Genomic DNA, 23,183 nt, shown 5'->3' with positions numbered 1-23,183 from the left:
AAAAATGAGGCACCTACTATAAATGATAACCATGGATCTATGTCAATATCTTGGACACCAAAAGTTGAACAAATTATGAAGATTTTCTAGCTAAATCTTCACATTTTTGTGGAGTCATATATCCAATGCTGCTATGCAATCTTCTTATGTTGTACCAGGATTCTATATATTCAAAAATAGCAAGCCTAGCAGAATTAAAATCTAAGTATGTAACAAGATTTACCTCCTCCTTCTTAAGGGATGCATGAAAAGATTCAATACAAGCATTGTCATAAGGACATCCCTTAGAGCTAAAAGAGTGAGTGATCAAATTAGTGCTTACTATATATTCTTTAAAGGCGGAGCTTATATACTGACAGCCTAAATCGCTGTGAAGTATAAGGTTATTAGTTGGCTTCTGAAGCCTTACGGCATTTTTTACTGCCTGTAGCGCTAATGTAGTATCAATTGATTTGGACATGGCGTAGCCTATTATTTTCTTACTATATAGATCCATAACCGAGGCTAAATAACACCATCCATCCTTGATAGTATGAATATAGGTTATGTCAGTTACCCATTTCTTATTGATGCTCTCAGCTTGAAAGTCTCTTTTGAGTATATTTTCTTTCTCTTCTACTTTATGCTTAGAAGTAGATGGTCTATATTTCTTTGTTATTACAGATTTTACTCCGATTTTCTTCATCAACCTTTGAGTTCTTTTTATGCTGATTGTTACACCAATTGCATTTAGAGATGCGTGTATCTTATGGGCTCCATAACGGCCTTTACTAGCTTTGTGTATATCTATAATTGCTTTCGCAATGTTATTATTCTCTAAATCTCTTTTGCTAGGCTTCTTTTTTAGGTATTGGTAATAAGAGCTCCTAGATACCTTAAGAACTTTGCACATTAGTTTAATATCATGATATTTCTTGTTGGCTTTTATAAATTCGAATACCGATGCTACTTCCTTGCGAATATGCCCATAGCTTTTTTTAGTATTTCATTTTCTTCTTCAAGCTTTGCCATTTTCTTAATCATTGCTTGATAATCTGCTGCTGTTATTGCTGTATCTTTACCTATAGCGACAGGTTTATTTTTTTTAATCCATCCAGTTATGGTTGATTTAGAAAGGGCATATTCACTACTTAACTCTGCTAAAGTCTTTCCAGAGTTGTACAATTCTATTATTGTATTTTTAAATTCTTCCGTATATTGTTTTTTGCCTCTTGCCATTGTAACACTTCCTTCTCTTTTCTTTATTGTAAAGTGTTCGGCTTTTCGTGTCTACAATATTATACTAACATCACCATATATCTTTTGCATATATTTTAGGTCCTCCAATTGTACCAAAAGCAAATCCGAAAGCAAAGAAAAGCGTATATACTCCACTTACAACTCCTCTGACAGAGCCATCAGTGAATCTGTGAAGAGCTGTTTGAGTGCCTACTAAATGAAAGCTTACACCAAAACCCATTAATGCCATAAGAATAAACCATACTGCCGCACTAGATACCATTGGAAAGCCTAATGTACATAGGGCACTGATTAATAACCCTAATGAAATAAGTTTCTTTAAATCTCTATTTTTCAGCTTTTTATTAATTAATATTGAGCCTAAAGCAATAGTAAAAAAATACACTGAAGCAATAACTCCGATTAAAACATCACTAACATAATTTCTTGACATGTGAATAGAAGTAAGGGGAATTATAATACCAATTGCGCTACCTATAAGAAATGCCATTAAATAAATTACCCACTTATTCTTATTAAATAATTTAATTATTTTTATGCTTTCACTCAATTATAGGACCTCCTTACGAGTTATTTCCAGTTTTTTCTTTGATTTATTTCCTTTCTTCTAAAGCATTTTCAATAGCCTTTAAAATAACCTTACTACTGTTTGTTGCTCCAGAAACTGCATCTATCTCTAAGGATTGAGCTTCTAAAACTCTTTTGGGAATAACTTCCGCTCTTTGGCCTCTTTCATTTTTATGACTTAATAATTTAATATCCGTTATTTTATGATTACTAACCGTAACACTTACATCAGCTGCAATTCTCAATGCATCATAAGAACCTAAATAAGTTCCGTCTGGAATTTTAGATATGTCAACATTACTTATTGATATTTCTTTAATTGAATTCTTATATTTTTGTAAATTAGTAAAGTAATTCAACCCTAAAAATCCCCCTACAACAATACACAGACTTACTAAAATTAAAACAATTATTTTACCAATATTCATGTTTTATTCCCCCTTCATTTATAATAACGTTATTAAATCTAACGGTGTTATATTTCTTAATATTATTATATTTTATAATTTTTACTAAATCAATAGCTTTAATAAATAATTTAATATTGGATATCTTTTATTAAGATGTGAATAAGAAGTTCATACACAATGTTTTGACTAAGTTAATAGTATTGATTGTTTTTTAGATAAGGATTAATAAAGATAGAAAGAAATGTTAGCCTTGAATTTTATCCCTTCACTCTTCTATAAGCGAAGGGATTAGATTAATTTAATTTTACTTTCGGCGTTACTTGCTTATCAAAGAATTTATCATATTTTCTATTAGACATTTTTTATCCTTCCAAGGGAATTCATCATGTCCTATAAACAATGAAGTCAAACCATGTATTCCTGCCCATAAGCATTGACCTATTACTTCAACCTCCTTATCTTGAAAATAACCTTGTTCTTTACACTCTGTTATCGTTGATAACATTAATTCATAGGTTTTAAATCCTGGAGATTGTGGTTCATGATAAATCAAATTTTTTTCATATCTTAATGCATTACTCATATAAGCAAGTTCATAATAATGAGGATTTTCAAGAGCAAAACTTATATAAGCTCTGCTCATATCCTTTAGTTTTTCTAATGGATTATATTCTTCTTTACTTATTTCCATAAAAGCACTTAATAGTTTACCGTTATTTTCTTTGAAAATGTAAAATAATATATCAGCCTTATTTTCAAAAAATTGATAAATTGTAGGTAATGAATATTCTATTTTATTCGCAATTTTCCTCATTGAGATGTTTTGATATCCAGCCTCAGCAAATAATTCTTCTGCAGCATTAAGTATCTTATTTTTTAATTCTAGCTTTTCTCTATCACGTCGTTCTTTTATACCCAAATTTAAATCACCTCATTGTTTATTGTTATTTAACATAATTTTATAACACTGTTATATTTTTTAATAAAATTATATATTTTAACACTAATAAAATCAATGAATACTTTTCATTGTTACTTGCGCTATTATACAAAACATGAACAATTCCCATCTCTTCCTCTTCCATAAATTCAAAAGAAATCTAGATAAATTATACATTTTTGTACATAGTATATTAAAATATCAATTATCCAGTCTTCACCGTAAATATATATTTCAAAATTATATAAAGAGGGGTATCGGACGATTTAAATTTAACTTCGATAAAAGCCCATGCAATAACTGCATAGGCTTTTATAAAAAAGACTATTTTTTATAACAAGTTAAAGTACAATCTATTTAAATACCTTAACACGTTCTTCTAATGATTGGAATTGTTTTTCTCCTGGTTGTGCTGTTGGTTTTCCAAATGGCATTTGTGCAATTAACTTCCAATTGCTTGGTATGCTCCATTCTTTCTTTATATCAGTCTCAATAAGTTCATTATAATGTTGTAATGAAACTCCAAATCCTTCAACTTCTAATGCAGTCCAAATAACAAATTGGTGCATTCCACTTGATTGCTCTGACCATATTGGGAAGTTATCTTTATAAAGAGCAAATTGCTGTTGAAGAGACTCTACTACACTATTATCTTCAAAGAATAAAACTGTACCATATCCGCTTTTGAATGAATTTATTTTTTCTTCAGTTGAACTAAATTGGTCAGCTGGTACAACCTTTCGTAATGCTTCTTTTGTAATATCCCACAATTTATCGTGGTGATTTCCTAATAATAGAACTACCCTTGCACTTTGAGAATTAAATGCTGATGGGGTATGCTTAACAGCATGGTCTATGATTTCTTTAATTTTATCGTCTGAAACCACAGCCTCCTTGCTTATTCCATAAAATGTACGTCTGTCTGCTACAGCAGTTAAAAAATCTTTTGACATATAATCATTCCTCCAGTTTATATAAAATATTTCTTTTTTACTATTTGTAGATAGAATTTATCCTTAATATGATTTAAATATTATTAATCTTGTTTTCTCATTTCTAAAATCAAACTATGAGATATTTCTTTCGCTTTAATTAAAATCTCTTCTTCAACTATTTCTATTCCATTCCTATCAGCTAATTCAATATTATTTATTATTGAATTTCCTTCTATTTGAACTAAATACGCCTGTCTTCCTTCCTTAACTGGAAAATTAATTTCTTTTCCTTTTTCAAGTTCTAAGGAATAAATATTCATATCTTGATTTATTTTTATTGGAGCATTACCATCTTTACTTGAAACCATATGAAGCCACTTATTTTTTCTATCATCCCAATTAAATCTGTAGTCTCCATAGTTAGGCTTATATCCTTGTTTATCAGGAAAAATCCATATTTGTAAGAATCTTAATATATCTTTTCCAAAGTTATGCTCACTATGATATACTCCTGTTCCTGCACTCATGTATTGAACATGACCACGAGTTATAGTATTTTTATTACCCATGCTGTCTCCATGTGTAAGCTCACCATTAACTATATAAGATATTATCTCCATATCTCTATGTGGGTGAGTATCGAATCCAGTATCAGCTTCAACTAAATCATCATTTATTACTCTTAAAACTCCAAAGTTTATATTATCTGGATTGTAATATTCAGCAAAGGAAAAGTGGAATTTACTTCTTAACCATCCTAGATTACTACTACCCATATTTTTGCTTTCTATCTTTCTTAACATTCTACATCTCTCCTCTTAGTTATCTTTTACAATTTTAAGTTAAGTATAAATAAAATTTACTACAAAAATAACTTTATTAACTTACATATATTTATTAATTATATTTTATTTATTAACTTACATTTAGTAAGTTTGTTTAATTAAATTATTACATATGAATTAAGATTAGTCAAGAGGTTTTTTAATAATTATTTAAAGTTGCTCTTAGATTTATATTTTATAGATAAATATAAAGAACTCCCTAAATTAATAGGAAGTTCTTTATATTATCTTATTCAGCTCCATTTTTCTGCCCATTTTTGAATTTCATTCATAACAGCTTGAAGTTCATGTCCTTTTTTCGTAAGTTCATATTCTATACGGACAGGGGTTTCTGGATAAACCTTTCTACTAACAATCCCCTCCTTCTCCAGTTCCTTAAATCTCTCTGTAAGAATACGAGCACTCATATTCGGAATTGCTTCTGCTATATCAGAAAATCGCTTTTGTCTACTTAATAATGTTCTTATAATTAATCCAGTCCACCTCTTGCCTAATAGTTCAAAAGCATTTTCAAACTTTGGACACATATGATATTTTTCCATATCCAATCACCACCTATTACTATTATATCACACTCACTTAATAAAAGTAAGCAACTTATTATATTATACCAACATAAGGATTAATTATGGTTTTACTTATAAAAATTCGGGAATAGGGAGAATGTTTATGTCAGAATCAAAAAAATTATTGAAGAAATACGTTTTGCTAATAACTTTTTAAAGGGAGTAAAAATTCCAGATAGAGATTTTACTGAAATATTCGAATTGTTAATGCTTGCTCCTTCATGCTTTAATATTCAGCACTCATATTATTCGGTTGTAACTGATGAAGAAAAAAAGGAAGAACTCAGAAAGGCTGCTTTCAATCAATATAAAATCCATACTGCTTCTGCAGCTATATTTGTAAAATTCAATGGATTTTAAACTGTTACTTTTTAGATAAATATAGCTCCTAATATAGAGGACGACCTAAATAAGTACTTAGTGTATAGTCCTCTTTATATTTTGTAGAGTTATTTTTATTTACTTCGGAATATTCTTAGAAGCCGAAACAAGGACTTACTTCCCAGTAAGTCCTATTTTATTAATTCTGTATCAATGATACTTACTATATTTGTATTATACTAAACTTCAAGCCCTTCAATCCCTATCCTAAAAAAGCCTCCGTTACTTATGGTGCGGTTCTCCGTATCAGTTGCAAGTGAGGTTTTTCTAAGTAAATATTAATTCTTATAAGTATGTAACAATTTTTTAATACGTTTAATAAGTTCTACACGTACATTCTCTGGAGCTAAACATTCACATTTATCTCCAAACCCCATTAATATATTATATCCTAAATCATCAGCTACAAAAGGAAACTCAACTATAAATTTATCCTCTCCATAAGCCTTTACGTTATCTTCTCCACATCTTTCAACCATTTGTTCTCTCAAAGACCAATCAACTAGAAGCTTAATTGTAATGAGCCTTTTATCTATCCATTCACTTCCATCTAATGGTTTTGATTTAAACTCCCTTGGTACAAATATTGATTCTAATATTTCAAGGTTTGAAATTCTAGATAATTTAAACACTCTAAAATCTTCTCTTAAAGTACAATATCCTTGTAAATACCAGTTATTTTCTTTTAATATTAATTTATATGGTTCTATACAACGTTTATCTTTTTTTCTATTACCACCATAGTATTCAAATGATAAATACTTGCTATCATTTAAAGCGCTTTTTACTTTCTCAATATTGGATTGAAAATTTTTATTACCCATCCATGTTGTAAGGTCAATGGTTATTTGGTTTGATTTTAACTCTATGTCTTTAAACTGTTCTTTAGGAAGTAGACTTTTAACTTTTTCTAGTGTACCTATAACCTCTTTATTTGATAATGTTGTAGAAACACTAGATAATCCCATCAGAATCGTTGAAATGTCCGACGTTGTAAAAAATTTCTTATCAACCTTATATTCTTGCATTATACTAATACCACCATTAGCTCCATTATAGGTTATTATCGGTATTCCAGCTAAAGATATTGCCTCTATATCTCTATATATAGTTCTCGAACTAACCTCAAACATTTCAGCTAACTTTATTGCACTAACTCTTTCATTGTTTAGTAATACTATAATAATGGATATCAATCTATCTATCTTCAATAATATCTCCCCTTAAAATCATACATATATTTATTTTATATCTTTTATAACCTTGACATAATGCTGTCAAATTTACTGTGATATATTTAATTTGTTATAAACAATATATAAAATATGGAGGGTATTGTAAATGGATTTTTTAAAAGAATTTAATAGGATTATGTTATCTCAAAAAGAACTAGCTCTAGCAACTAGTGTAGATAATATTCCCAATGTTAGAATCATTAATTTTTACTACAACATTTCAAAGAAGGGAGTTATATACTTTTCAACATTCTCAGATAATTTAAAAGTTGAAGAGTTTGAAAAAAACAACATAGTAGCATTTACTACTATACCATCTAATGGAACTGAACATATTAGAGTTAATAATGCAATAATTCAAAAAAGTAACTTAACAATATTTGATTTAAAAGATGAATTTATCAAAAAAATTCCTGATTATGAAATGACAATAAATGAGGTTGGAAATCAATTATCTCTTTATGAAATTCACTTTAAAGAAGCTACTGTTACATTAGATTATACTGAAAGCGCTACTATAGCTTTATAGTATACTGAATAAGCCAATGATATTTAAATATCGTTGGCTTATTTTTAATATTACTTATAAAAACTCTATTTCTAGCTTCAATTATGATACAGTGTTTTCTTTGCTTAAAACACGCTAATACTAGTAATATCAATACTTTATAAAAAAACTCATTTATTTGTGATACGGTTCAGCGTTCATAATTCTAATTTATTTATATAGTTAATTCGCATTAAATTACATTCTTTAGCACATCAAGTGTTCAGTAATATCTTACTATATAATTATGTCTTATATCTGATACAACCAAACAATAATTGGCATTGTTACAATGCAAACAATAGTTGTAACTACATTTATAACACTAGCATATTCTCCATTCTTCCCATAGATTTGAGCCATTTGTGTAACTGTTGCTGCAGAAGGCGTGATTGTTGCAAGCAGACTGATAAGCAAAATCATCTTCGCATTTGGTAATAAGTTCGCCATTCCGCCATATCTAAGTAGAAGCAGAATTATAACTGGACATACTATCATCTTTAGAAAAGTAATTAGATAAATTCTCTTATATTCAAATACCTGTTTGAAACTCATATTTCCAATCAACATTCCCACCACAACCATGCAAATAGGACCAATCATAACACCTACTGATTCCATAGTTTTCGTAATGATATCCGGCAGCTGGATTCTTGTAACAAAAAATAAAATTCCAAAGAAAATAGCAATCATATTAATATTTAAAAGGATTTTTTTCAAATCTACTTTTTGTTCTTGTGAAAATACCATCCTACAATGAGTCCACAAAAGAATTAGCTGTACAGATATGAAAGCACTTGAATAAATAACCCATTCCTTTCCTAAGATAGAAGTTACAATAGGGATGATCAGATTTCCAGCATTAGAATACATCATAGATGCTTTTTCAACTGCATCCAAGTTGAATATCTTTTCAAGTACCTTTACTAAAATCAACAGTACAATATGAATCAATACCGCTGCCACGAAAGCGAGAATCAAGCCATTGCGGATGCCTTCTGTATATTTAACCTGAAAGGCATTAATGATTACGCAGGGCATTACCAAATAAAGAGCAACTATTGAGAGGCTTTTACTCTCTTCTGCTTTCAGTAAATGTGTTTTCACCAATACGAATCCCATAACCATAACCAAAAAAAGTTCAACAATCTGTTTCATTAATAATAAACTAATCACAATTCCACCTCTATACTTCAATTTGAGCCATACCGTCATACCATTCATGGTGAATACTGATGTCAATCTAATAAAAGCCTGTCCATAAACAGTGCCAATAAAAAATTCAAAATTAATCTAGACAACTTATTTTCTCCATACCTTTTGTATATTTCCATTAATAATATCCCAAGCTTCAATAAACTCCTCCATTTCCTTTTGCCCTGTCTCAGTTAAACTGTAATACTTTCTATCTGGACCAAAGGGAGATTGTTTTTTCTCTGACTTTATTAATTTATTTTTCTCTAATCTTAGAAGTAATGGGTAAAGTGAGCCTTCTGCAAACTCTTCAAAGCCATAATCCTGTAGCTTTTTGTAAATTTCATAGCCATAGGTTTCTTCCTTTGAAATTACTTTTAAAATTACCCCTTCCATAATACCCTTTAATAATTGTGTTGTTTTTGCCATCTTCTCACCTTCTACTTTTGTTTCTTCTAAAAGTATATTTTTCTTGAAGAAATAACATATCCTAGAGTTCCAAATCCCATTATTATAAGAACTATAATAGTAGATGATAACTCTTCCTTTGATACGCCAATAAAAACTTTACTTGCAATAAGGTAAATCATTGCATAAGCCACAAAATCTACTATGGTTCTTAAGTAGCCACTTTTGAAGTTTCCAAATATAAAATGCATTAAAACTGCATAAAATAGCCCAGTTGGTATGCCTATTAATACAATCTTGGAATCACCATATGATAAAAAGCATATTAAACAAAATATTGCAATTTGATTAAATGTTCTTCCTAGTAATCCAAGATAAACATCTCTCTTAGGAATTCCCTTATAATAGGTTTTTTCAATATCATCAATAAAACCCTTTATCCCATTTGGAAGAACATCTTCTATATTTCGCCCTTCTTCCTGACTTGTATAAAGCATTTCAATTAGATCCTCTAAAACTTCATTTAAAAAGTACTTATCTGCAATTGATCTATTTAAAGTTCTATGAACCTCATTATACGCCTTTAAATATTCCTTATTTAATTTATTTTCAATATCTATGAATTTATTCATTATATCACCTTCACTCTTTTAATTTCTACCAATTAGCTTAAATACATAATATAATTTATAATTAAGCTACCATGCATTGCAAGCTATGTATGTATAGTAACATAGCCTACCTTGCAATGCAAGTATCATTGGAAAATATTTAAAATTTTTTCAAACTAAAAAGGAGTAAAATCTATAGTCTCACTCCTCCCACAAATGTAATATTTGGATTAAGGCATTACCCAAGCCTTCCAATGGTTCAAGTTTAGTCAATTTGAAACCATTCATTTATTAATTTACTATCTTTAAATCCCCTTTTTTGTACATATCATAGGCTATTATATTCTTTGTGATAACCGTCAAGCTAATTTCCGTTACCTTCTCTGAGTTTAGAAAGTTAATAGCTGTTTCTAAAAGCCGTTTTCCATATCCCCTTCCTCTAGCAGCCTTAATTAGCCCTAAATCAAATTCTCCTACGCCATTTTTAATATCAAATTGTAAAAAACCTATCATTTCAGTATCTGCTGCAACTATATAATAGTATTTTCCTTCGCAGTTACCTTTTACATAATCCTCAACTTCATTCTCCGTTAGCGTTTGCCCATTTGGCACTTCTTTAAATGCATCATTATAAATGTCTAAATACTCTTTTTTATTATTCTCTGATAATTTAATTAGATTTAAAGGTGTGTCTCTAATCACTCTATCATCTAAAGTCATTTTTACCGATGAATATTGCTTATTTATATTCAGAGATTTTAAGGCCTTAATTATTTTTTCATTATTTACTCCTAAAAATATTTCATTTGCTCCATATTTGTGTGATATCTCTTTAACTTTCTCTATTATCTCACTTATAATTACTTCATAGTTTTCTATTCCTTCGCTTAAATCTAAATTGAATGCATATGCTATTCCTTTTTTGGTGCATTCTTTTAATACTACTGATACCCTTCCAATAACATTTCCCTCACTAACTTTAAAAATAACTCCCCTGCCAAAATCATATTCTTCAGCTTTGAATTGCTTATCAATTTCTTCAAATGATAATTTATTTTCTTTATTCTTATTTATAAATTCAATGAGTTTTTCAAGTTCTGTATTATTTAACTCTAAATAATTCTTAAACATGGCTTTGTCCTCCAAAATATTTCATTTGACTTTGCATCCATAAAAATCAATCCCTTTCTAATTATTGCTACTTATTATATTCTACGTCAATTCTAAGTGTTTGTCCACATATTAATAAACAATTTTAAAATACGTCTACCTTTTCAATAAAATCAGATGGCTTTTCTTTATATCAACTCTTTTACTTAGAGATATTTTAAAAAAGTGACTTTACCATTTTTTGAATGTCAGATGTACAACAATTAATAATTGTTGTATACATAATTAGGAATACCTCAAGGCAGAAGTCAGACTTTTAAGGAAACTTCACCGAGTGTAGAATTTTTGATTTTATTAATCTATGACTGATCTTTACATTAGGTTCTATGACAGTAAAATAGAGCCCTCTCGGGCTCTCAAAATTAAGGAGGAGACCTTGAATTGTGATTTCAAGGCTTTTAACATCTCCAATCTTCACAATTCCATACCTCTGTTGCAATATCTTTATAAAAGTCAGGTTCATGGCATACTAGAATTATACTGCCGTCATATTCTTGTAAAGCACGCTTAAGTTCATTTTTAGCATAAATATCTAAGTGATTTGTCGGTTCATCTAAAACTAATATATTGGAAGGTTCATTAATAAGTTTACATAATTTAGCTTTTGCTTGTTCTCCTCCACTTAATATATTAATAGGGCTGTCTATATGCAGCCTTGTTAATCCACATTGAGCAAGATACCTTCTTACTTCTGTTTGAGTCAAATCTGGAAAACTGTTCCAAACATCATGTAAAACTGAAATAGTATTATATTCTGCAATTTCCTGCTCAAAATATCCTATCTTTTTATAATCACTTAAGGTTACTTTCCCATTTATAGGTTTTAACAATCCAAGTAAGCTTTTTAGAAGAGTTGTTTTCCCTAAACCATTAGCTCCAGTTATTGCAATTTTTTGCCCTCTCTTCATCTTTAAATTAAGAGGTTTACTTAAGGGTTTGTTGTATCCAATAATTAAATTGCTTGTTTTAAAAATTATGCTTTCTGGCATTCTTACACTTTTAAAGTTAAAATAAGGTTTTATAATTTCTTTTTTAATTTCTATTCTTTCAATTTTATTAAGTTTTTTTTCTCTTGCTTTAGCTTGTTTTGCAGTTGATGCTCTAGCTTTATTTTTACTTATATAATCTTCAAGCTTTGCAATTTCACTTTGCTGCTCTTTATATTCAATTAGCCTCTGCTGTTTTCGTATATCGTAAAGTTTAACAAAATAATCATAGTTTCCTTCATATCTTGTTAATTCTTTGTGCTCAAGATGATAAACTACGTTTACTGCACTATTTAAAAAACTATTATCATGGGATATTAATATAAATGCACTTTCATAGTTTATTAAATAATTTTTAAGCCATTCTATATGTTCTTCGTCAAGATGGTTAGTTGGCTCATCTAACAATAAAATATCTGGTTTTTCTAAAAGTAGTTTGGCAAGTAAAACTTTAGTTCTCTGTCCTCCACTTAAAGCTGAAACATCCTTATCTAAAAGATCCTTAATTCCAAGACCAGCTGCAGTTGCCTGTATTTTTGAATTAATACTGTAAAAATCACTCTTATCTAATATTTCCTGCATTGTGGCAATTTTGTTTAAGGTTTTATTCATTTCTTCTACGTTTATATTGCCAAGCTTATTATATAAATCATTAATTTTATTTTCTATATCATATAAATTTAAAAATGCTTCTTTCAAGAAACCTAATGCAGTAATTCCTTCTTTTAAGTCAACAAGTTGATCCATATATCCAATGCTAAATTTACTATTCCACTCAATAGTGCCTCCATCTGGTAATATTTGATTTGTAATAATTTTCATAAAGGTTGATTTACCCTCTCCGTTTGCACCAATAAGACCAATATGTTCTCCTTTTAATAATCTAAAAGATACATTGCTGAATAGTATTCTATCACCAAATGAATGATTCATATTTTCAATTGTTAAGATACTCATTCGTTATACACCTCCTTGTATCCTCATAAGGAATAATATCATCATGCATCACAAAGACCAAGTTCATAAATAATTCTGTAATGATTACAACTATATACAAGGTGAGCTAAAAATTTATTAATAGTTGGAGTTGAGTATCTATAGAATAATGTGAACTTATTAAAAGTATTATAGATTGATCGAAATATATAGGTATGAAAATTTAAGGCATATTTTTCATAGTATCAACTGTGAAAAATATGCCTTTTATATTAATCATAATTTTTTTGCTTCCTGATTATTCTTCTAATACTGCTTTCCGTTAAGAAATACTGTTCAGATAAGATTTTAACAGGCACTCCAGAGGAATACTTATTAAAAATTTCTTTATCTCTAACACTAAGATATTTTTTAGTTTCAGTATTTTCTCCCCAGGACTTTTTGTTTTCATTTTTTCTAGGTATATAGATATACCCACCATCAATATAATTTTGAATTTGTTTTATTATACCGTGCGGTAGTATATCTTGTGCTTTCTCATACTTCATAAATCTTCGCTCCAATCTACATTTAGTTTCTAAATGAAGATGCAAAGGTTGACTAAAATATGAAAAACTCAATATTTATTTATTGGCTCCAAGCAAAAGTTTTTCATATCCTACAATCTTTGCACGGAGCTAACTACTATACATAGAAACATCGTAAATCCACTTCCTTCCTATTTCATATTATACTATTTGAGTTGCTAATGTCAATTTTGACTCATTTTTTCATACGGTATGATGAAGCGTATGAAAAAAATCTCTTTATTTTGCTGTTCAGCTCTTACAAAATTTATTTCATTGAATTCATTAATTCAAAGAAATATTTTGGCTCTTGAGTTTTATAAACATTAAACCAAGCCTGTAATGTTTCTGATTTAAATACATCTAACACTTTCAATACTTGCATAGTAAATTCTAATGGTGCTATTCCGGATGCAGTAATTAAGTTCTCATCTGTCACTGCTGATTCAAACTTATAATATTTTTCTCCAATATAATTAGGCACTACCATTTTAAGATATTCTAAATCATTACTTGTATGGCTTCTAGAATTTAACAACCCTCTCTTTGCAAGTCCTACTGTTGCCCCGCAAATAGCTGCAACTACAGTACCTTGCATTAAGGCTTTTTCAGTTTTTTCTAATACAGTATCATGAATTGATTCTGCCCATGTAAATCCACCTGGTAGAACAAAAACATCTGTAGTTTTAAGATTACATTCATCAAGAGAGATTTCTGGCAATACTTTTAGCCCTCCCATTGTAATAATAGGACTTTTATTATTTCCTACCGTAATTACTTGTATAGGTTGTACTCCTTTTTTAAAATATCTTCCTGAGTTTAATTCTGCAGTTAAATAACCTATTTCCCAGTCTGACATAGTATCAAAAACATAAAGATAAACTTTTTTTGTATTCATAATATACGCTCCTTTTATATCTACTTTTATATCTTATTTCAAATAACTTTGCTAGTTACATAACTTATTATAAAACAACTTCACTGACAGTTTGGGCCAGTGAAGTTATTAAACTTTATAATATTTAATTAATTCTAGTAAAGTTCCAATAATTTTTTTCTTTAAACTTAATGGTTCAATTACTTAAATAGATTTGCCATATGGTAAAAGTAAATATGGTACATACGTATAAACAGAATTCTTGGCTTCAGGTAGAGTTTGTCTGCGACCACTGGGCAATTCTGCCCGTTAAATGCCATTTAGGCATTTAACCTCCATCTGAAGCTTAGAAGTCGTTATCCAGGGACATAGCCGCTCTTTACTCCCACTTTGAGAAAAGCAGAAAACCAAAATCTTAAGTAGATATCCCAAATTTGTGATTTGGTGATAGTCACTTACACAGAGTGCTGATTTTGTGTGAATCGCTTTCACAGAGTGCGAGGGAGTATTAGAGCGGGTAAGTCATCGGATAAATTATCTAATTACTTACCTAAGATTAGCCTCTACTTGCTCATTGCTAGCTATTCCCATAGCACATAGTTCTTTTAGCACTTCCGCAAATAGCTCATATAATTCTTTAAGTCGGTCAATATCCTTTATTACTCCAGCTACAGTAAAATATAATTCATCTACATTGCTTGGAAAATGATTTGCGAAAAAACCTTCATCATCTTTAATTTCTAAATTTATTGATGACTGCATTTCTAATAACTCTCTTATTTTTTCATTTGAAAATAATTGAATTATTCTTTCTTCGCTATTGCCTTGTATAATAAAGTCCTCGTCAAACTCACTGTGCCCCACATTAATATCTTGCATTCCTAAAAGTTTACCTAAGTCACTGAAAAAACCTTTTCTGTAAATCTTAAAATAAAATCTCTCCAAATTTTTAAAGGGGGCCCTAACCCTTGTATATGTTACTGAAGATTTTCCAGTAGACACGGTATATGTATCAAACAAGACAATCCAATTATCTACATGAGCTTGTACCTTATCACCTGACCAAAATCCACCATTAATATAATCAGCTTGAATTTCTCTAGATAACTGTTCCCAAACTTCTCTTTTACTTGGTCCAAATAACGCCATTTTACCCCTCCTATAAATATAGCATTCTCGAAAAGTTATTCTCTTTCTATTTCTTCATTTTTTGATTACTATTTTATAATTTATATCCCAGTTTCCGAAATAAAAAAAGTAATAAGCTATATAATATAAAGAAATTTACTCCAAACAAGAATATTTCTCCAATAGACCATTTACCCTTCAAAATGAAATTAAGCAGTGTTACCAATATTATACACACTAATGTTGCAAACAAAGCCTTAATAACCAATTTGTTCTTTTTCAAATATATCTCCCCCATCTTACTATTTCGTGCTAACCATATATACCCATTATACCTTTATTCCCTTTATCATAACAACATAAAACTGATATTTTGAAAGCCTTCCATAAGCAGGTATATGTCCTTTTAACTATATAGTTCTATTCTTCATAACAAATAACAGGATTGGCATTCCCTCTATAGGAATTACCTGTTACAATTATAGTTTCATATGGTCACAACTTAGCAGCATTAAACACTTTTCACCTTGTGTTGGAATATATTGTAACAGATTCAATTTTAATATATAATATACATGATACGGTTAGCTGATCATAATAAGGGAGGAAGTAAAGTGAACAAAAAATTTTTAACAGCAATCTCTTTTAGTGCTGTCTTATTAATAGCACCTAATGTAAAAGCAGCAAATTTTACCGACAATCAAACAGTAGACACAAATAAAACATGGACAATTAAGTTTACAGATGATGTTGAATTTGATGATGCAACCAAACAAGGTATAACTATAGCAGATAGCAAAGGACCTCTAACAACTGTAGGTGTTCAGCTAGGACAAGATAATAAAACAGTCATAGTAACAGCTCCTCAAGGCGGATATACCTCAGGAGAAAGTTATATATTGAATGTTGGGAGTAAAGTACATTCTAGTAAAGGAAAAACGTTAAAAAATGAATGTAAAGTACACTTTAATATTAAAAGCAACAATGAAGTAATAACATTTAAAGATACAAATTTGGAAAAAATAGTAAGAAATAAAATAAGAAAAACAACAGGAGATATTTATAAAAGTGATGTTGAAAAGATTACAAGCTTAGATGTTTATGGTAAAAATATCTCAGATATTAGTGGAATTGAAAATTTTACTAGTTTACAATTTTTTTATTTAAGCGATACTCAAATCAGTGACATAAGTGCATTAAAGGTGTTACCTAATTTACAATATCTTTCTTTAAGCGATAATCCAATTAGTGATATAGGTGTATTAAAAGAATTGACTAATTTAAAAAGTCTTTCTTTGACTAGGAGCAAAGTCAGTGACATAAGTGCATTAAAAGGGTTAACTAATTTACAACATCTTTCTTTAGAGGATAATCCAGTTAGTGATATAAGTGTATTAAAAGGATTGACTAATTTACAAGGGCTTTCTTTAGTTAATGGTGGAATCAGTGATATAAGTGCATTACCTAATTTAAAAAATCTTTATTTAGACGACAATAAAATTAGTGACATAAGTACATTAAGTAGATTAACCAATTTAGAAGAACTTTCTTTACGCAGTAATCAAATTAGTGACATAAGTGCATTAAAGGGATTACCTAATTTAAAAGATCTTTCTTTAGACGACAATAAAATCAGTGACATAAGTATATTAAAGGGGTTACCTAATTTACAATATCTTTATTTAAGCGATAACCCAATTAGTGATATAGGTGCATTAAAAGGGTTGACTAATTTACAATGGCTTTCTTTAGCTAGTACCAAAGTCAATGACATAAGTGTATTAAAGGAATTACCTAATTTACAATATCTTTCTTTAGCCGACAATCAAGTCAGTGACATAAGTGCATTAAGTGGATTAACTAATTTGGAATCTCTTTCTTTATCTAGGAACCAGATGAGCAATATAGATACATTAAAAAAACTAACTAGTTTAAAAACCATTAAATTATATGATATTCAAATCAGCGATATAAGTAAATTAAAAGAATTACCAAGCTTAGAAAGTCTTTGTTTGTTTAATATTCAAATTAATGATATAAGTGCATTAACAAGTGCATTGAAAGAGTTAATTCATTTGAATCATCTTGAGCTATATAACAGTCAAATAAGTGATACTGATATACAGTCATTAAGACAGACTTTCCCTAGGTGGTTTATTCAATCTTCCCCTGACAGTTTTATTAAGTATAAATAAAACTAATTCTGATGATAAAAAGAGCTTACAGTAACCTTAAAATGTAAGCTCTTTTTATTTAAGTTCATTTAGTCTAATTGTGAATTAAAGTATTATGATTACAACAAAGACCGCAACTACAACGTGTATCACCAAATTTCAAGTCATAAACTTCTGAAAGCTCTACATTAACTTTAATAACCTTTTCTGAAAAATCTGATTGTTCCTTTGGTACTTCTAAAAGATTATCTGCCTTAGCTTGTGTATTTATAATTGTACCAACTGGAACATATCTATTTGCAGCTATCCTAATTCCTCCTGTTACAATTGCTCCAGTATCAATATAGCAATTGTCCTCTACTATGGCGTTAAATACAATTGAATTAAACCCAACAAATGTATTGTTTCCTACAATAGCTGGTCCATGAATTAATGCTCCATGAGTTATACTTACTTTATTCCCAACATATATTGAATACCCTATACCATTTACAGAGTATTTAGCATCTTTTAACCCATGAAATATTACTCCATCTTGTATATTAGAATTATAACCTATATAAAATGGTGTTCCCTCATCTGCTCTTAGCACTACATTAGCACCTACAAATACATTCTTTTCTATTATTACATCACCTATTACACTTGAAAATGGTCCTATAAATGCACTTTCACTTATTTGAGGATATCTACTTACAGGATTAAATGAAGTAATTGGATTTTCTCCAATAAAGTAAGCATATAGATTAGTTGGCCCTATTGGCTTATAATCTTTTTTTATACTATTATACATTATAATTTTCTCCTTAAATTAATATTATATTATATTAAAATTAATATTAATTTATATCCTTTATTTTTCAAACAACAGTAAAATATAATTCATCTACATTGCTTGGAAAATGATTTGCAAAAAACCTTCATCATCTTTAATTTTTAAATTTATTGATGACTGCATTTCTAATAACTCTCTTATTTTTTCATTTGAAAATAACTGAATTATTCTTTCTTCGCTATTGCCTTGTATAATAAAGTCCTCATCAAGCTCACTGTACCCCAAATTAATGCAACATGATGATTTTGTTATAATATGTTTATCTAGTGATATGTCCCTCACCCCATTGGTACATAAGTTTAAGTATTGGCACTAATGTTTTCCCATCTTCTGTCAGCGAGTATTCAACTTTTGGCGGAATTTCATTATACTGTTCCCTATGAATTAGGTTACTGCCTTCCAATTCTTTTAGTTGTTCGCTTAATGTTTTATGTGCAATGGGTTCTAATGTATCTTTCAATTTGTTGTATCTTATTACTTTAGCCTCGTATATTTCCCATAATATAATCCATTTCCACTTTCCTCCAAGTATAGATATTGTATGGTACATTGGACAACTGCCATATTTACTTTCAAAACTATTCATGTAATACCTCCTTACTTACTATTAAGTTAGTGTATAACAAATAAGTGCATACTTACCCATTTTTTTATAATGATATATAATTCATACTATGAAGTCAAGTATATATAAATGGAGGTAAAATTAATGAAAGTAATAGCGATCAATGGAAGTCCAAGAAAGAATAAAAATACTGCTACTCTTCTTAATAAAGCACTTGAAGGCGCAGCTTCACAAGGAGCTGAAACAGAGATTATCCATCTCTATGACCAAAATTATAAAGGTTGTGTTAGTTGTTTTGCTTGCAAAATGAAAAATGGTAAAAGCTATGGTAAGTGTGGTTTCAAGGATAATTTAACACCTATTATTGAAAAAGCTGCAAATGCTGATGCCATTATTCTTGGTTCCCCAATATATTTCGAATCAGTTACAGGAGCTATGAGGTCTTTTTTAGAAAGGTTCATGTTTCCATATTCAGTTTATGCTCCTGGTTATCCAAGCCTCTTTGGAAGAAAAATGCAAACTGGATTCATTTATACCATGAATATAACTAATGAACAAATGAAAGATTTAGGATATGAACAAAGTCTTAAATCTTTAGAAATGTCAATTAAAAGAATCTTTGGTTCTTTTGAATCATTAACTGTCAACGACACATACCAATTTGATGATTATTCAAAATATGTTGTAACAGTATTTGATGAAAAGAAAAAAGCAATAGTCAGGAAAGAACAATTTCCTAAAGACTGTCAAGCAGCCTTTGATATGGGAGTAAGATTTGCTAAACAAACTAATTTGTAAAATATTTCAAACTAATTACTATATCGCCATATCTTTGCAAATATATAATAAGGACTTACATTAGTATAGTAAGTCCTTCTAATCTTATATTAAGTCTATCTTACAAATCTTATCATGAGGATATAAAAAACTTTAAAACTCACCATTGAATAATATAGTATTCATGACTATTATTGTTGATTTACTAAACAATAATAAGAACAAATTGTTACTCTTTGTAATCCTCGTTCTGTCTAACCCATTCATACTTAATATCATTCAGGTTCTCTTCATTCTCATTTCCCCTACCAATAATCTTAAATCCATTCCTCTCATAAAATCGCTGTGCTTTGTGGTTAACTTCAAATGTATATAATGTTAATCTCCCTTTCGAATTGATTTTCGCCATATCAAGTAACTTTTTTCCTAATCCCTTCCCTTGATAATCATTATGAATATATAATTGATTTATTTCATTTCCATTAAAGGCAATTATTCCAACAACTTTATTATTATCAGTAGCAATGTATATTTCATTATCCCTATTTAAAATATTATTTAAGAAAAATACGTGGTCTTCAAAAGAATGTATTTCTTTTTGACTTATGGCTCTTTCCTTACTTTCCCGCCACATTCGTACTGTATCTTCAGCATATGCTGAATTGTATTGTATTATTTTAATATTATTCTGCTTCATTATGTATCCCCAATCTTTTTTTAGTTACTTTCCATAATAGGCATGGTAGTGAGAGCAATTATTAATCTGCAAACTATATCATATCAGAGTTAGCAACAAATATACAATTTCCTACTAATGTGATTTTATGTATTTATATAATTATACAACCTTTACCAATACAAATAAAGGAATTTTATTAATTGTTAACACAAAAAGGAAATCATAAGAATTATATAAAAATAAGCTGGCACTAAGCCAGCTGTATAAGTTTAGTAAAGGAAGCATCCCAATATAGGAATACATATTGAATTACAAAATAAGAAAAATTAGTCACAAAACATTAAACTAATTTATTAATATTTCCTGACTGAATGTATTGAATATTTGCTTGAATTTTTTCGTATGACCAATCCCACCACTTAATTTTTAATAATTTTGAAATTATATCATCACTAAACCTTTTCTTTATAACTTTTGCAGGTATGCCTCCAACAATAGTATAAGGTGGAACATCATTAGTAACTATTGCTCTGGTTCCAATAATTGCACCATCACCAATTTTCACACCTGACATAATTATAGCGTCATAACCTATCCACACATCATTTCCAATTACAATATCTCCCTTATTATCCCAAGCATCTGTTATATGGCTGACGTCTAAACCCCATTCCTCATAAAATATTGGAAATGTGTACGTAGATAGTGATTTCATTGTGTGATTTCCACTGGTCATGAGAAACTTTGCTTTACATGCAATTGAGCAAAACTTCCCAATTATTAATTTATCATTATTTATAGGATACTGATATAGTACATTATTTTTTTCAAAATCTCTTGGGTCATTATAAAAGTCATTATATATTGTATAATCTCCAACTTTTATATTATCTTTTGTAATTACATTTTTAATATATATAGTTTGATAATCATTACTTCTTGGATATATTTTGTTTGAATTTGGAATAGTCATGTTTAACTCTCTCCTTAGTATTATGTTATTTTTCCAACTATCCCATTATTACAATACATTTCTTCATAGAATCACTCCTTAAATAATCTTTATTTTCTAATTCATTCTCTATTATTCTATTTTCAAGAACATATTTCTACTTATGTCGTATTTTATTACTATTGTGTAATTATCGCTATTTTAAAGTTAATGAACATAATAAGAAAATTGTTCATTAGTCAACATAACCATATCCAATTAATTTATAATCTTCAATAGACGCAAATACAGTTTTATTATCAGGTTGTACGTTTTTAGCTTTTCTTTTAAACTCTATTTCATAAACCTCTTTTCCTATATAAGATTTAAAATAAGTACCCCCTCCCATACTATCCTTTAAAATAATTTTATTAATTTTTGCTTCTTTTAAATCAAAGTCTACATCTTCTTTTTGTTCTTTAGGTAGCTGGTTATAGACAATCTCTATAATTTCATTAGAGGTTAATTGCTTTTTTACTTGATTGGTTTGTAATGAATTATTTTCAGTTTGTTTAGCTTTTGAACATCCACCAAAACCAAATGAAATTATACATAAAATTAGAAAACATATTACTTTTTTCATTTTCAATATTCCCTCCTTTGATGCATAATAATATGAAATATACGCATCAACTCAACCACACATTATGTTCATTTTATTCAGTCAGACAAATTGGAATTTACAAAACTTATTTTATACATAGACTGCATATAATCTATGTGGTCTATAATTTTACTCTCTGCATAATTTATATATTTTTTATATACCGACACTCGTTTAATTCTTTACCAATATTTAATTTTTTCACCGTTCCGTCATGATAGAATCCTACTTTTTCATAGAATCTTCGTGCGTTAACATTTTCTTTAAGTACCCAAAGTGAAACTCTTTTAAATTTCCTATTTTTTAATTCATTTATTCCCCATTTAATCAGCTCAGTACCTATACCTTGTTTCCAATAGGAAGGTAATAGATATATTCCCCATATCTCACCCCAAGAACTATCTAAATCTTCATCTCTACATTTTCCTAAAGTCATAAATCCAGCTGGATTATTTTCCTTAAAAATTAAAATATCTTCTTCCAATTTTTCAAATAGTGCTTTGTAAAAGTATTTTTCTCTTTTTTCAATAGTCATGTTATCAAGCACTATGTCTGGAATAATTGTTTTATAAGCGATTTTCCATGATTCTGAATGAATATATCCTAATATTCTTGAATCATTTATATTTGCATAACGAATATAACAACTCATTTTATCCTCCTTTGTTAATTATTTTTAAAGAAAGTTTGGTGATACTCATACTGTCTAAAGTACATAGAATCAAGAAGCGATCAAGAAAGCTATTATTGAATTGATGTCTTAAAAAGATTTTGATGACATTACCATACAGGATATTTCCGACAGGGCTTATGCTTATAACAGATAATGCTATTCATTTGAAATAATATGTTCGATACCAATAATGCTTCTTAATAATTTAGTTTTAAAAAACTCTGGAAATAAGTGATATTTATTTAAATCCTCAATAGGCAACCAGTGTAAATGTTCTTTTGAACCTTGTTCTCCAAAGCTGTTACACTCAAAATTCATGTTGGTGTTTGCTTTCATTAAATAGA

28 protein-coding genes are annotated in these 23,183 nt (G+C 29.0%); 4 read left to right on the top strand and 24 right to left on the bottom strand.

The annotated features are described in order from the left end of the window. Positions 1 to 73: 73 nt before the first annotated feature. From RCG18_RS19750 to RCG18_RS19720, 7 genes are all read right to left on the bottom strand, one after another. Positions 74 to 1,218 (bottom strand): IS3 family transposase gene (locus RCG18_RS19750; RefSeq protein WP_308037684.1). Its coding sequence is split into 2 segments (ribosomal slippage): positions 74 to 972 and positions 972 to 1,218, totalling 1,146 coding nucleotides; the frame shifts between segments, so codons are not numbered across the junction. A 70-nt stretch (positions 1,219 to 1,288) separates the two neighbouring features. Then, positions 1,289 to 1,789: an MFS transporter gene (locus RCG18_RS19745; RefSeq protein WP_308037737.1), complete on the bottom strand. Its 501-nt coding sequence runs from the start codon at positions 1,787 to 1,789 to the stop codon at positions 1,289 to 1,291. A 43-nt stretch (positions 1,790 to 1,832) separates the two neighbouring features. After that, positions 1,833 to 2,234 (bottom strand): FMN-binding protein, encoded by a 402-nt coding sequence (locus tag RCG18_RS19740; protein WP_308037736.1) that lies wholly within the window; start codon positions 2,232 to 2,234, stop codon positions 1,833 to 1,835. A 298-nt stretch (positions 2,235 to 2,532) separates the two neighbouring features. Continuing rightward, positions 2,533 to 3,135, bottom strand: coding sequence for a TetR/AcrR family transcriptional regulator (locus tag RCG18_RS19735; RefSeq protein WP_308037735.1), 603 nt, complete (start codon positions 3,133 to 3,135; stop codon positions 2,533 to 2,535). Positions 3,136 to 3,509: 374 nt separating this feature from the next. Then, complete coding sequence (locus RCG18_RS19730) at positions 3,510 to 4,109, bottom strand: nitroreductase family protein (RefSeq protein ID WP_308037734.1); 600 nt, start codon at positions 4,107 to 4,109, stop codon at positions 3,510 to 3,512. A gap of 83 nt (positions 4,110 to 4,192) precedes the next feature. After that, positions 4,193 to 4,894 carry a pirin family protein gene (locus RCG18_RS19725; protein WP_308037733.1) on the bottom strand — a complete coding sequence of 234 codons (702 nt, stop codon included), beginning with the start codon at positions 4,892 to 4,894 and terminating at the stop codon, positions 4,193 to 4,195. A 275-nt stretch (positions 4,895 to 5,169) separates the two neighbouring features. Further along, positions 5,170 to 5,478: a helix-turn-helix domain-containing protein gene (locus RCG18_RS19720; RefSeq protein ID WP_308037732.1), complete on the bottom strand. Its 309-nt coding sequence runs from the start codon at positions 5,476 to 5,478 to the stop codon at positions 5,170 to 5,172. 135 nt (positions 5,479 to 5,613) lie between these two features. Between RCG18_RS19720 and RCG18_RS19715 the strand changes: the two genes are divergently transcribed. Further along, positions 5,614 to 5,862: a nitroreductase family protein gene (locus RCG18_RS19715; protein WP_374119155.1), complete on the top strand. Its 249-nt coding sequence runs from the start codon at positions 5,614 to 5,616 to the stop codon at positions 5,860 to 5,862. 299 nt (positions 5,863 to 6,161) lie between these two features. Here RCG18_RS19715 and RCG18_RS19710 read toward each other — a convergent pair whose 3' ends face one another. Further along, on the bottom strand, positions 6,162 to 7,094 hold the full coding sequence (locus RCG18_RS19710) for a YafY family protein (RefSeq protein WP_308037731.1): 933 nt from the start codon (positions 7,092 to 7,094) through the stop codon (positions 6,162 to 6,164). A 130-nt stretch (positions 7,095 to 7,224) separates the two neighbouring features. Between RCG18_RS19710 and RCG18_RS19705 the strand changes: the two genes are divergently transcribed. Beyond that, positions 7,225 to 7,647 (top strand): pyridoxamine 5'-phosphate oxidase family protein, encoded by a 423-nt coding sequence (locus RCG18_RS19705; RefSeq protein ID WP_308037730.1) that lies wholly within the window; start codon positions 7,225 to 7,227, stop codon positions 7,645 to 7,647. Positions 7,648 to 7,917: 270 nt separating this feature from the next. Here RCG18_RS19705 and RCG18_RS19700 read toward each other — a convergent pair whose 3' ends face one another. The 8 genes from RCG18_RS19700 to RCG18_RS19665 all read right to left on the bottom strand — a co-directional run bounded on the left by RCG18_RS19700 (position 7,918) and on the right by RCG18_RS19665 (position 15,562). Continuing rightward, positions 7,918 to 8,841: an AEC family transporter gene (locus tag RCG18_RS19700; RefSeq protein WP_308037729.1), complete on the bottom strand. Its 924-nt coding sequence runs from the start codon at positions 8,839 to 8,841 to the stop codon at positions 7,918 to 7,920. A gap of 126 nt (positions 8,842 to 8,967) precedes the next feature. Continuing rightward, entirely contained in the window at positions 8,968 to 9,288 is a 321-nt protein-coding gene (locus tag RCG18_RS19695; RefSeq protein ID WP_308037728.1) for a PadR family transcriptional regulator, read from the bottom strand. Positions 9,289 to 9,314: 26 nt separating this feature from the next. Then, positions 9,315 to 9,899: a hypothetical protein gene (locus RCG18_RS19690; protein ID WP_308037727.1), complete on the bottom strand. Its 585-nt coding sequence runs from the start codon at positions 9,897 to 9,899 to the stop codon at positions 9,315 to 9,317. A 270-nt stretch (positions 9,900 to 10,169) separates the two neighbouring features. Further along, the gene (locus RCG18_RS19685) at positions 10,170 to 11,009 is read right to left on the bottom strand and encodes a GNAT family N-acetyltransferase (protein WP_308037726.1); all 840 of its coding nucleotides are present in this window, start codon (positions 11,007 to 11,009) and stop codon (positions 10,170 to 10,172) included. A 437-nt stretch (positions 11,010 to 11,446) separates the two neighbouring features. After that, the gene (locus RCG18_RS19680; protein ID WP_308037725.1) at positions 11,447 to 12,991 is read right to left on the bottom strand and encodes an ABC-F family ATP-binding cassette domain-containing protein; all 1,545 of its coding nucleotides are present in this window, start codon (positions 12,989 to 12,991) and stop codon (positions 11,447 to 11,449) included. Between the two features lie 251 nt (positions 12,992 to 13,242). After that, entirely contained in the window at positions 13,243 to 13,533 is a 291-nt protein-coding gene (locus RCG18_RS19675) for a CD3324 family protein (protein ID WP_374119154.1), read from the bottom strand. A gap of 271 nt (positions 13,534 to 13,804) precedes the next feature. Continuing rightward, on the bottom strand, positions 13,805 to 14,434 hold the full coding sequence (locus tag RCG18_RS19670; protein ID WP_308037723.1) for a type 1 glutamine amidotransferase family protein: 630 nt from the start codon (positions 14,432 to 14,434) through the stop codon (positions 13,805 to 13,807). Positions 14,435 to 14,959: 525 nt separating this feature from the next. Next, entirely contained in the window at positions 14,960 to 15,562 is a 603-nt protein-coding gene (locus RCG18_RS19665) for a DUF3137 domain-containing protein (RefSeq protein ID WP_308037722.1), read from the bottom strand. Positions 15,563 to 16,155: 593 nt separating this feature from the next. Between RCG18_RS19665 and RCG18_RS19660 the strand changes: the two genes are divergently transcribed. After that, entirely contained in the window at positions 16,156 to 17,736 is a 1,581-nt protein-coding gene (locus tag RCG18_RS19660) for a leucine-rich repeat domain-containing protein (RefSeq protein WP_308037721.1), read from the top strand. Between the two features lie 73 nt (positions 17,737 to 17,809). Here the strand turns inward: RCG18_RS19660 and RCG18_RS19655 are convergent, their stop codons facing one another. The 3 genes from RCG18_RS19655 to RCG18_RS19645 form a co-directional block, all read right to left on the bottom strand. After that, the gene (locus RCG18_RS19655; protein ID WP_308037720.1) at positions 17,810 to 18,508 is read right to left on the bottom strand and encodes a DapH/DapD/GlmU-related protein; all 699 of its coding nucleotides are present in this window, start codon (positions 18,506 to 18,508) and stop codon (positions 17,810 to 17,812) included. Positions 18,509 to 18,601: 93 nt separating this feature from the next. After that, positions 18,602 to 18,775 (bottom strand): hypothetical protein, encoded by a 174-nt coding sequence (locus RCG18_RS19650; RefSeq protein ID WP_308037719.1) that lies wholly within the window; start codon positions 18,773 to 18,775, stop codon positions 18,602 to 18,604. Between the two features lie 34 nt (positions 18,776 to 18,809). Then, on the bottom strand, positions 18,810 to 19,136 hold the full coding sequence (locus RCG18_RS19645) for a helix-turn-helix domain-containing protein (protein WP_308037718.1): 327 nt from the start codon (positions 19,134 to 19,136) through the stop codon (positions 18,810 to 18,812). 123 nt (positions 19,137 to 19,259) lie between these two features. Here RCG18_RS19645 and RCG18_RS19640 point away from each other — a divergent pair, with 123 nt between their 5' ends. After that, positions 19,260 to 19,913, top strand: coding sequence for a flavodoxin family protein (locus RCG18_RS19640; RefSeq protein ID WP_308037717.1), 654 nt, complete (start codon positions 19,260 to 19,262; stop codon positions 19,911 to 19,913). Positions 19,914 to 20,121: 208 nt separating this feature from the next. On the opposite strand, the gene RCG18_RS19635 is transcribed toward RCG18_RS19640, so the two are convergent. The 5 genes from RCG18_RS19635 to RCG18_RS19615 form a co-directional block, all read right to left on the bottom strand. Then, positions 20,122 to 20,589 (bottom strand): GNAT family N-acetyltransferase, encoded by a 468-nt coding sequence (locus tag RCG18_RS19635; RefSeq protein WP_308037716.1) that lies wholly within the window; start codon positions 20,587 to 20,589, stop codon positions 20,122 to 20,124. A gap of 322 nt (positions 20,590 to 20,911) precedes the next feature. Then, positions 20,912 to 21,544 carry a CatB-related O-acetyltransferase gene (locus RCG18_RS19630; RefSeq protein ID WP_308037715.1) on the bottom strand — a complete coding sequence of 211 codons (633 nt, stop codon included), beginning with the start codon at positions 21,542 to 21,544 and terminating at the stop codon, positions 20,912 to 20,914. 214 nt (positions 21,545 to 21,758) lie between these two features. Then, positions 21,759 to 22,145, bottom strand: a complete 387-nt coding sequence (locus RCG18_RS19625) for a hypothetical protein (RefSeq protein ID WP_308037714.1) — start codon at positions 22,143 to 22,145, stop codon at positions 21,759 to 21,761. A 166-nt stretch (positions 22,146 to 22,311) separates the two neighbouring features. Continuing rightward, positions 22,312 to 22,818 (bottom strand): GNAT family N-acetyltransferase, encoded by a 507-nt coding sequence (locus RCG18_RS19620; RefSeq protein ID WP_308037713.1) that lies wholly within the window; start codon positions 22,816 to 22,818, stop codon positions 22,312 to 22,314. 177 nt (positions 22,819 to 22,995) lie between these two features. After that, entirely contained in the window at positions 22,996 to 23,175 is a 180-nt protein-coding gene (locus RCG18_RS19615; RefSeq protein WP_308037712.1) for a hypothetical protein, read from the bottom strand. Positions 23,176 to 23,183: the final 8 nt, after the last annotated feature.

Source organism: Clostridium sp. OS1-26, from assembly GCF_030915445.1.
Classification (GTDB): domain Bacteria; phylum Bacillota; class Clostridia; order Clostridiales; family Clostridiaceae; genus Clostridium_AM.
The sequence above is the reverse complement of the archived record's forward strand: the minus strand, read 5'-3'. Positions and strand labels throughout refer to the sequence as shown.

Bases quoted from the DNA above. Each gene is read 5' to 3' on its own strand.
- RCG18_RS19740 (WP_308037736.1), bottom strand. From the start codon at position 2,234: ATGAATATTGGTAAAATAATTGTTTTAATTTTAGTAAGTCTGTGTATT.
- RCG18_RS19730 (WP_308037734.1), bottom strand. From the start codon at position 4,109: ATGTCAAAAGATTTTTTAACTGCTGTAGCAGACAGACGTACATTTTAT.
- RCG18_RS19725 (WP_308037733.1), bottom strand. From the start codon at position 4,894: ATGTTAAGAAAGATAGAAAGCAAAAATATGGGTAGTAGTAATCTAGGA.
- RCG18_RS19720 (WP_308037732.1), bottom strand. From the start codon at position 5,478: ATGGAAAAATATCATATGTGTCCAAAGTTTGAAAATGCTTTTGAACTA.
- RCG18_RS19705 (WP_308037730.1), top strand. From the start codon at position 7,225: ATGGATTTTTTAAAAGAATTTAATAGGATTATGTTATCTCAAAAAGAA.
- RCG18_RS19695 (WP_308037728.1), bottom strand. From the start codon at position 9,288: ATGGCAAAAACAACACAATTATTAAAGGGTATTATGGAAGGGGTAATT.
- RCG18_RS19690 (WP_308037727.1), bottom strand. From the start codon at position 9,899: ATGAATAAATTCATAGATATTGAAAATAAATTAAATAAGGAATATTTA.
- RCG18_RS19685 (WP_308037726.1), bottom strand. From the start codon at position 11,009: ATGTTTAAGAATTATTTAGAGTTAAATAATACAGAACTTGAAAAACTC.
- RCG18_RS19680 (WP_308037725.1), bottom strand. From the start codon at position 12,991: ATGAGTATCTTAACAATTGAAAATATGAATCATTCATTTGGTGATAGA.
- RCG18_RS19670 (WP_308037723.1), bottom strand. From the start codon at position 14,434: ATGAATACAAAAAAAGTTTATCTTTATGTTTTTGATACTATGTCAGAC.
- RCG18_RS19665 (WP_308037722.1), bottom strand. From the start codon at position 15,562: ATGGCGTTATTTGGACCAAGTAAAAGAGAAGTTTGGGAACAGTTATCT.
- RCG18_RS19655 (WP_308037720.1), bottom strand. From the start codon at position 18,508: ATGTATAATAGTATAAAAAAAGATTATAAGCCAATAGGGCCAACTAAT.
- RCG18_RS19645 (WP_308037718.1), bottom strand. From the start codon at position 19,136: ATGAATAGTTTTGAAAGTAAATATGGCAGTTGTCCAATGTACCATACA.
- RCG18_RS19640 (WP_308037717.1), top strand. From the start codon at position 19,260: ATGAAAGTAATAGCGATCAATGGAAGTCCAAGAAAGAATAAAAATACT.
- RCG18_RS19635 (WP_308037716.1), bottom strand. From the start codon at position 20,589: ATGAAGCAGAATAATATTAAAATAATACAATACAATTCAGCATATGCT.
- RCG18_RS19630 (WP_308037715.1), bottom strand. From the start codon at position 21,544: ATGACTATTCCAAATTCAAACAAAATATATCCAAGAAGTAATGATTAT.
- RCG18_RS19625 (WP_308037714.1), bottom strand. From the start codon at position 22,145: ATGAAAAAAGTAATATGTTTTCTAATTTTATGTATAATTTCATTTGGT.
- RCG18_RS19620 (WP_308037713.1), bottom strand. From the start codon at position 22,818: ATGAGTTGTTATATTCGTTATGCAAATATAAATGATTCAAGAATATTA.
- RCG18_RS19615 (WP_308037712.1), bottom strand. From the start codon at position 23,175: ATGAAAGCAAACACCAACATGAATTTTGAGTGTAACAGCTTTGGAGAA.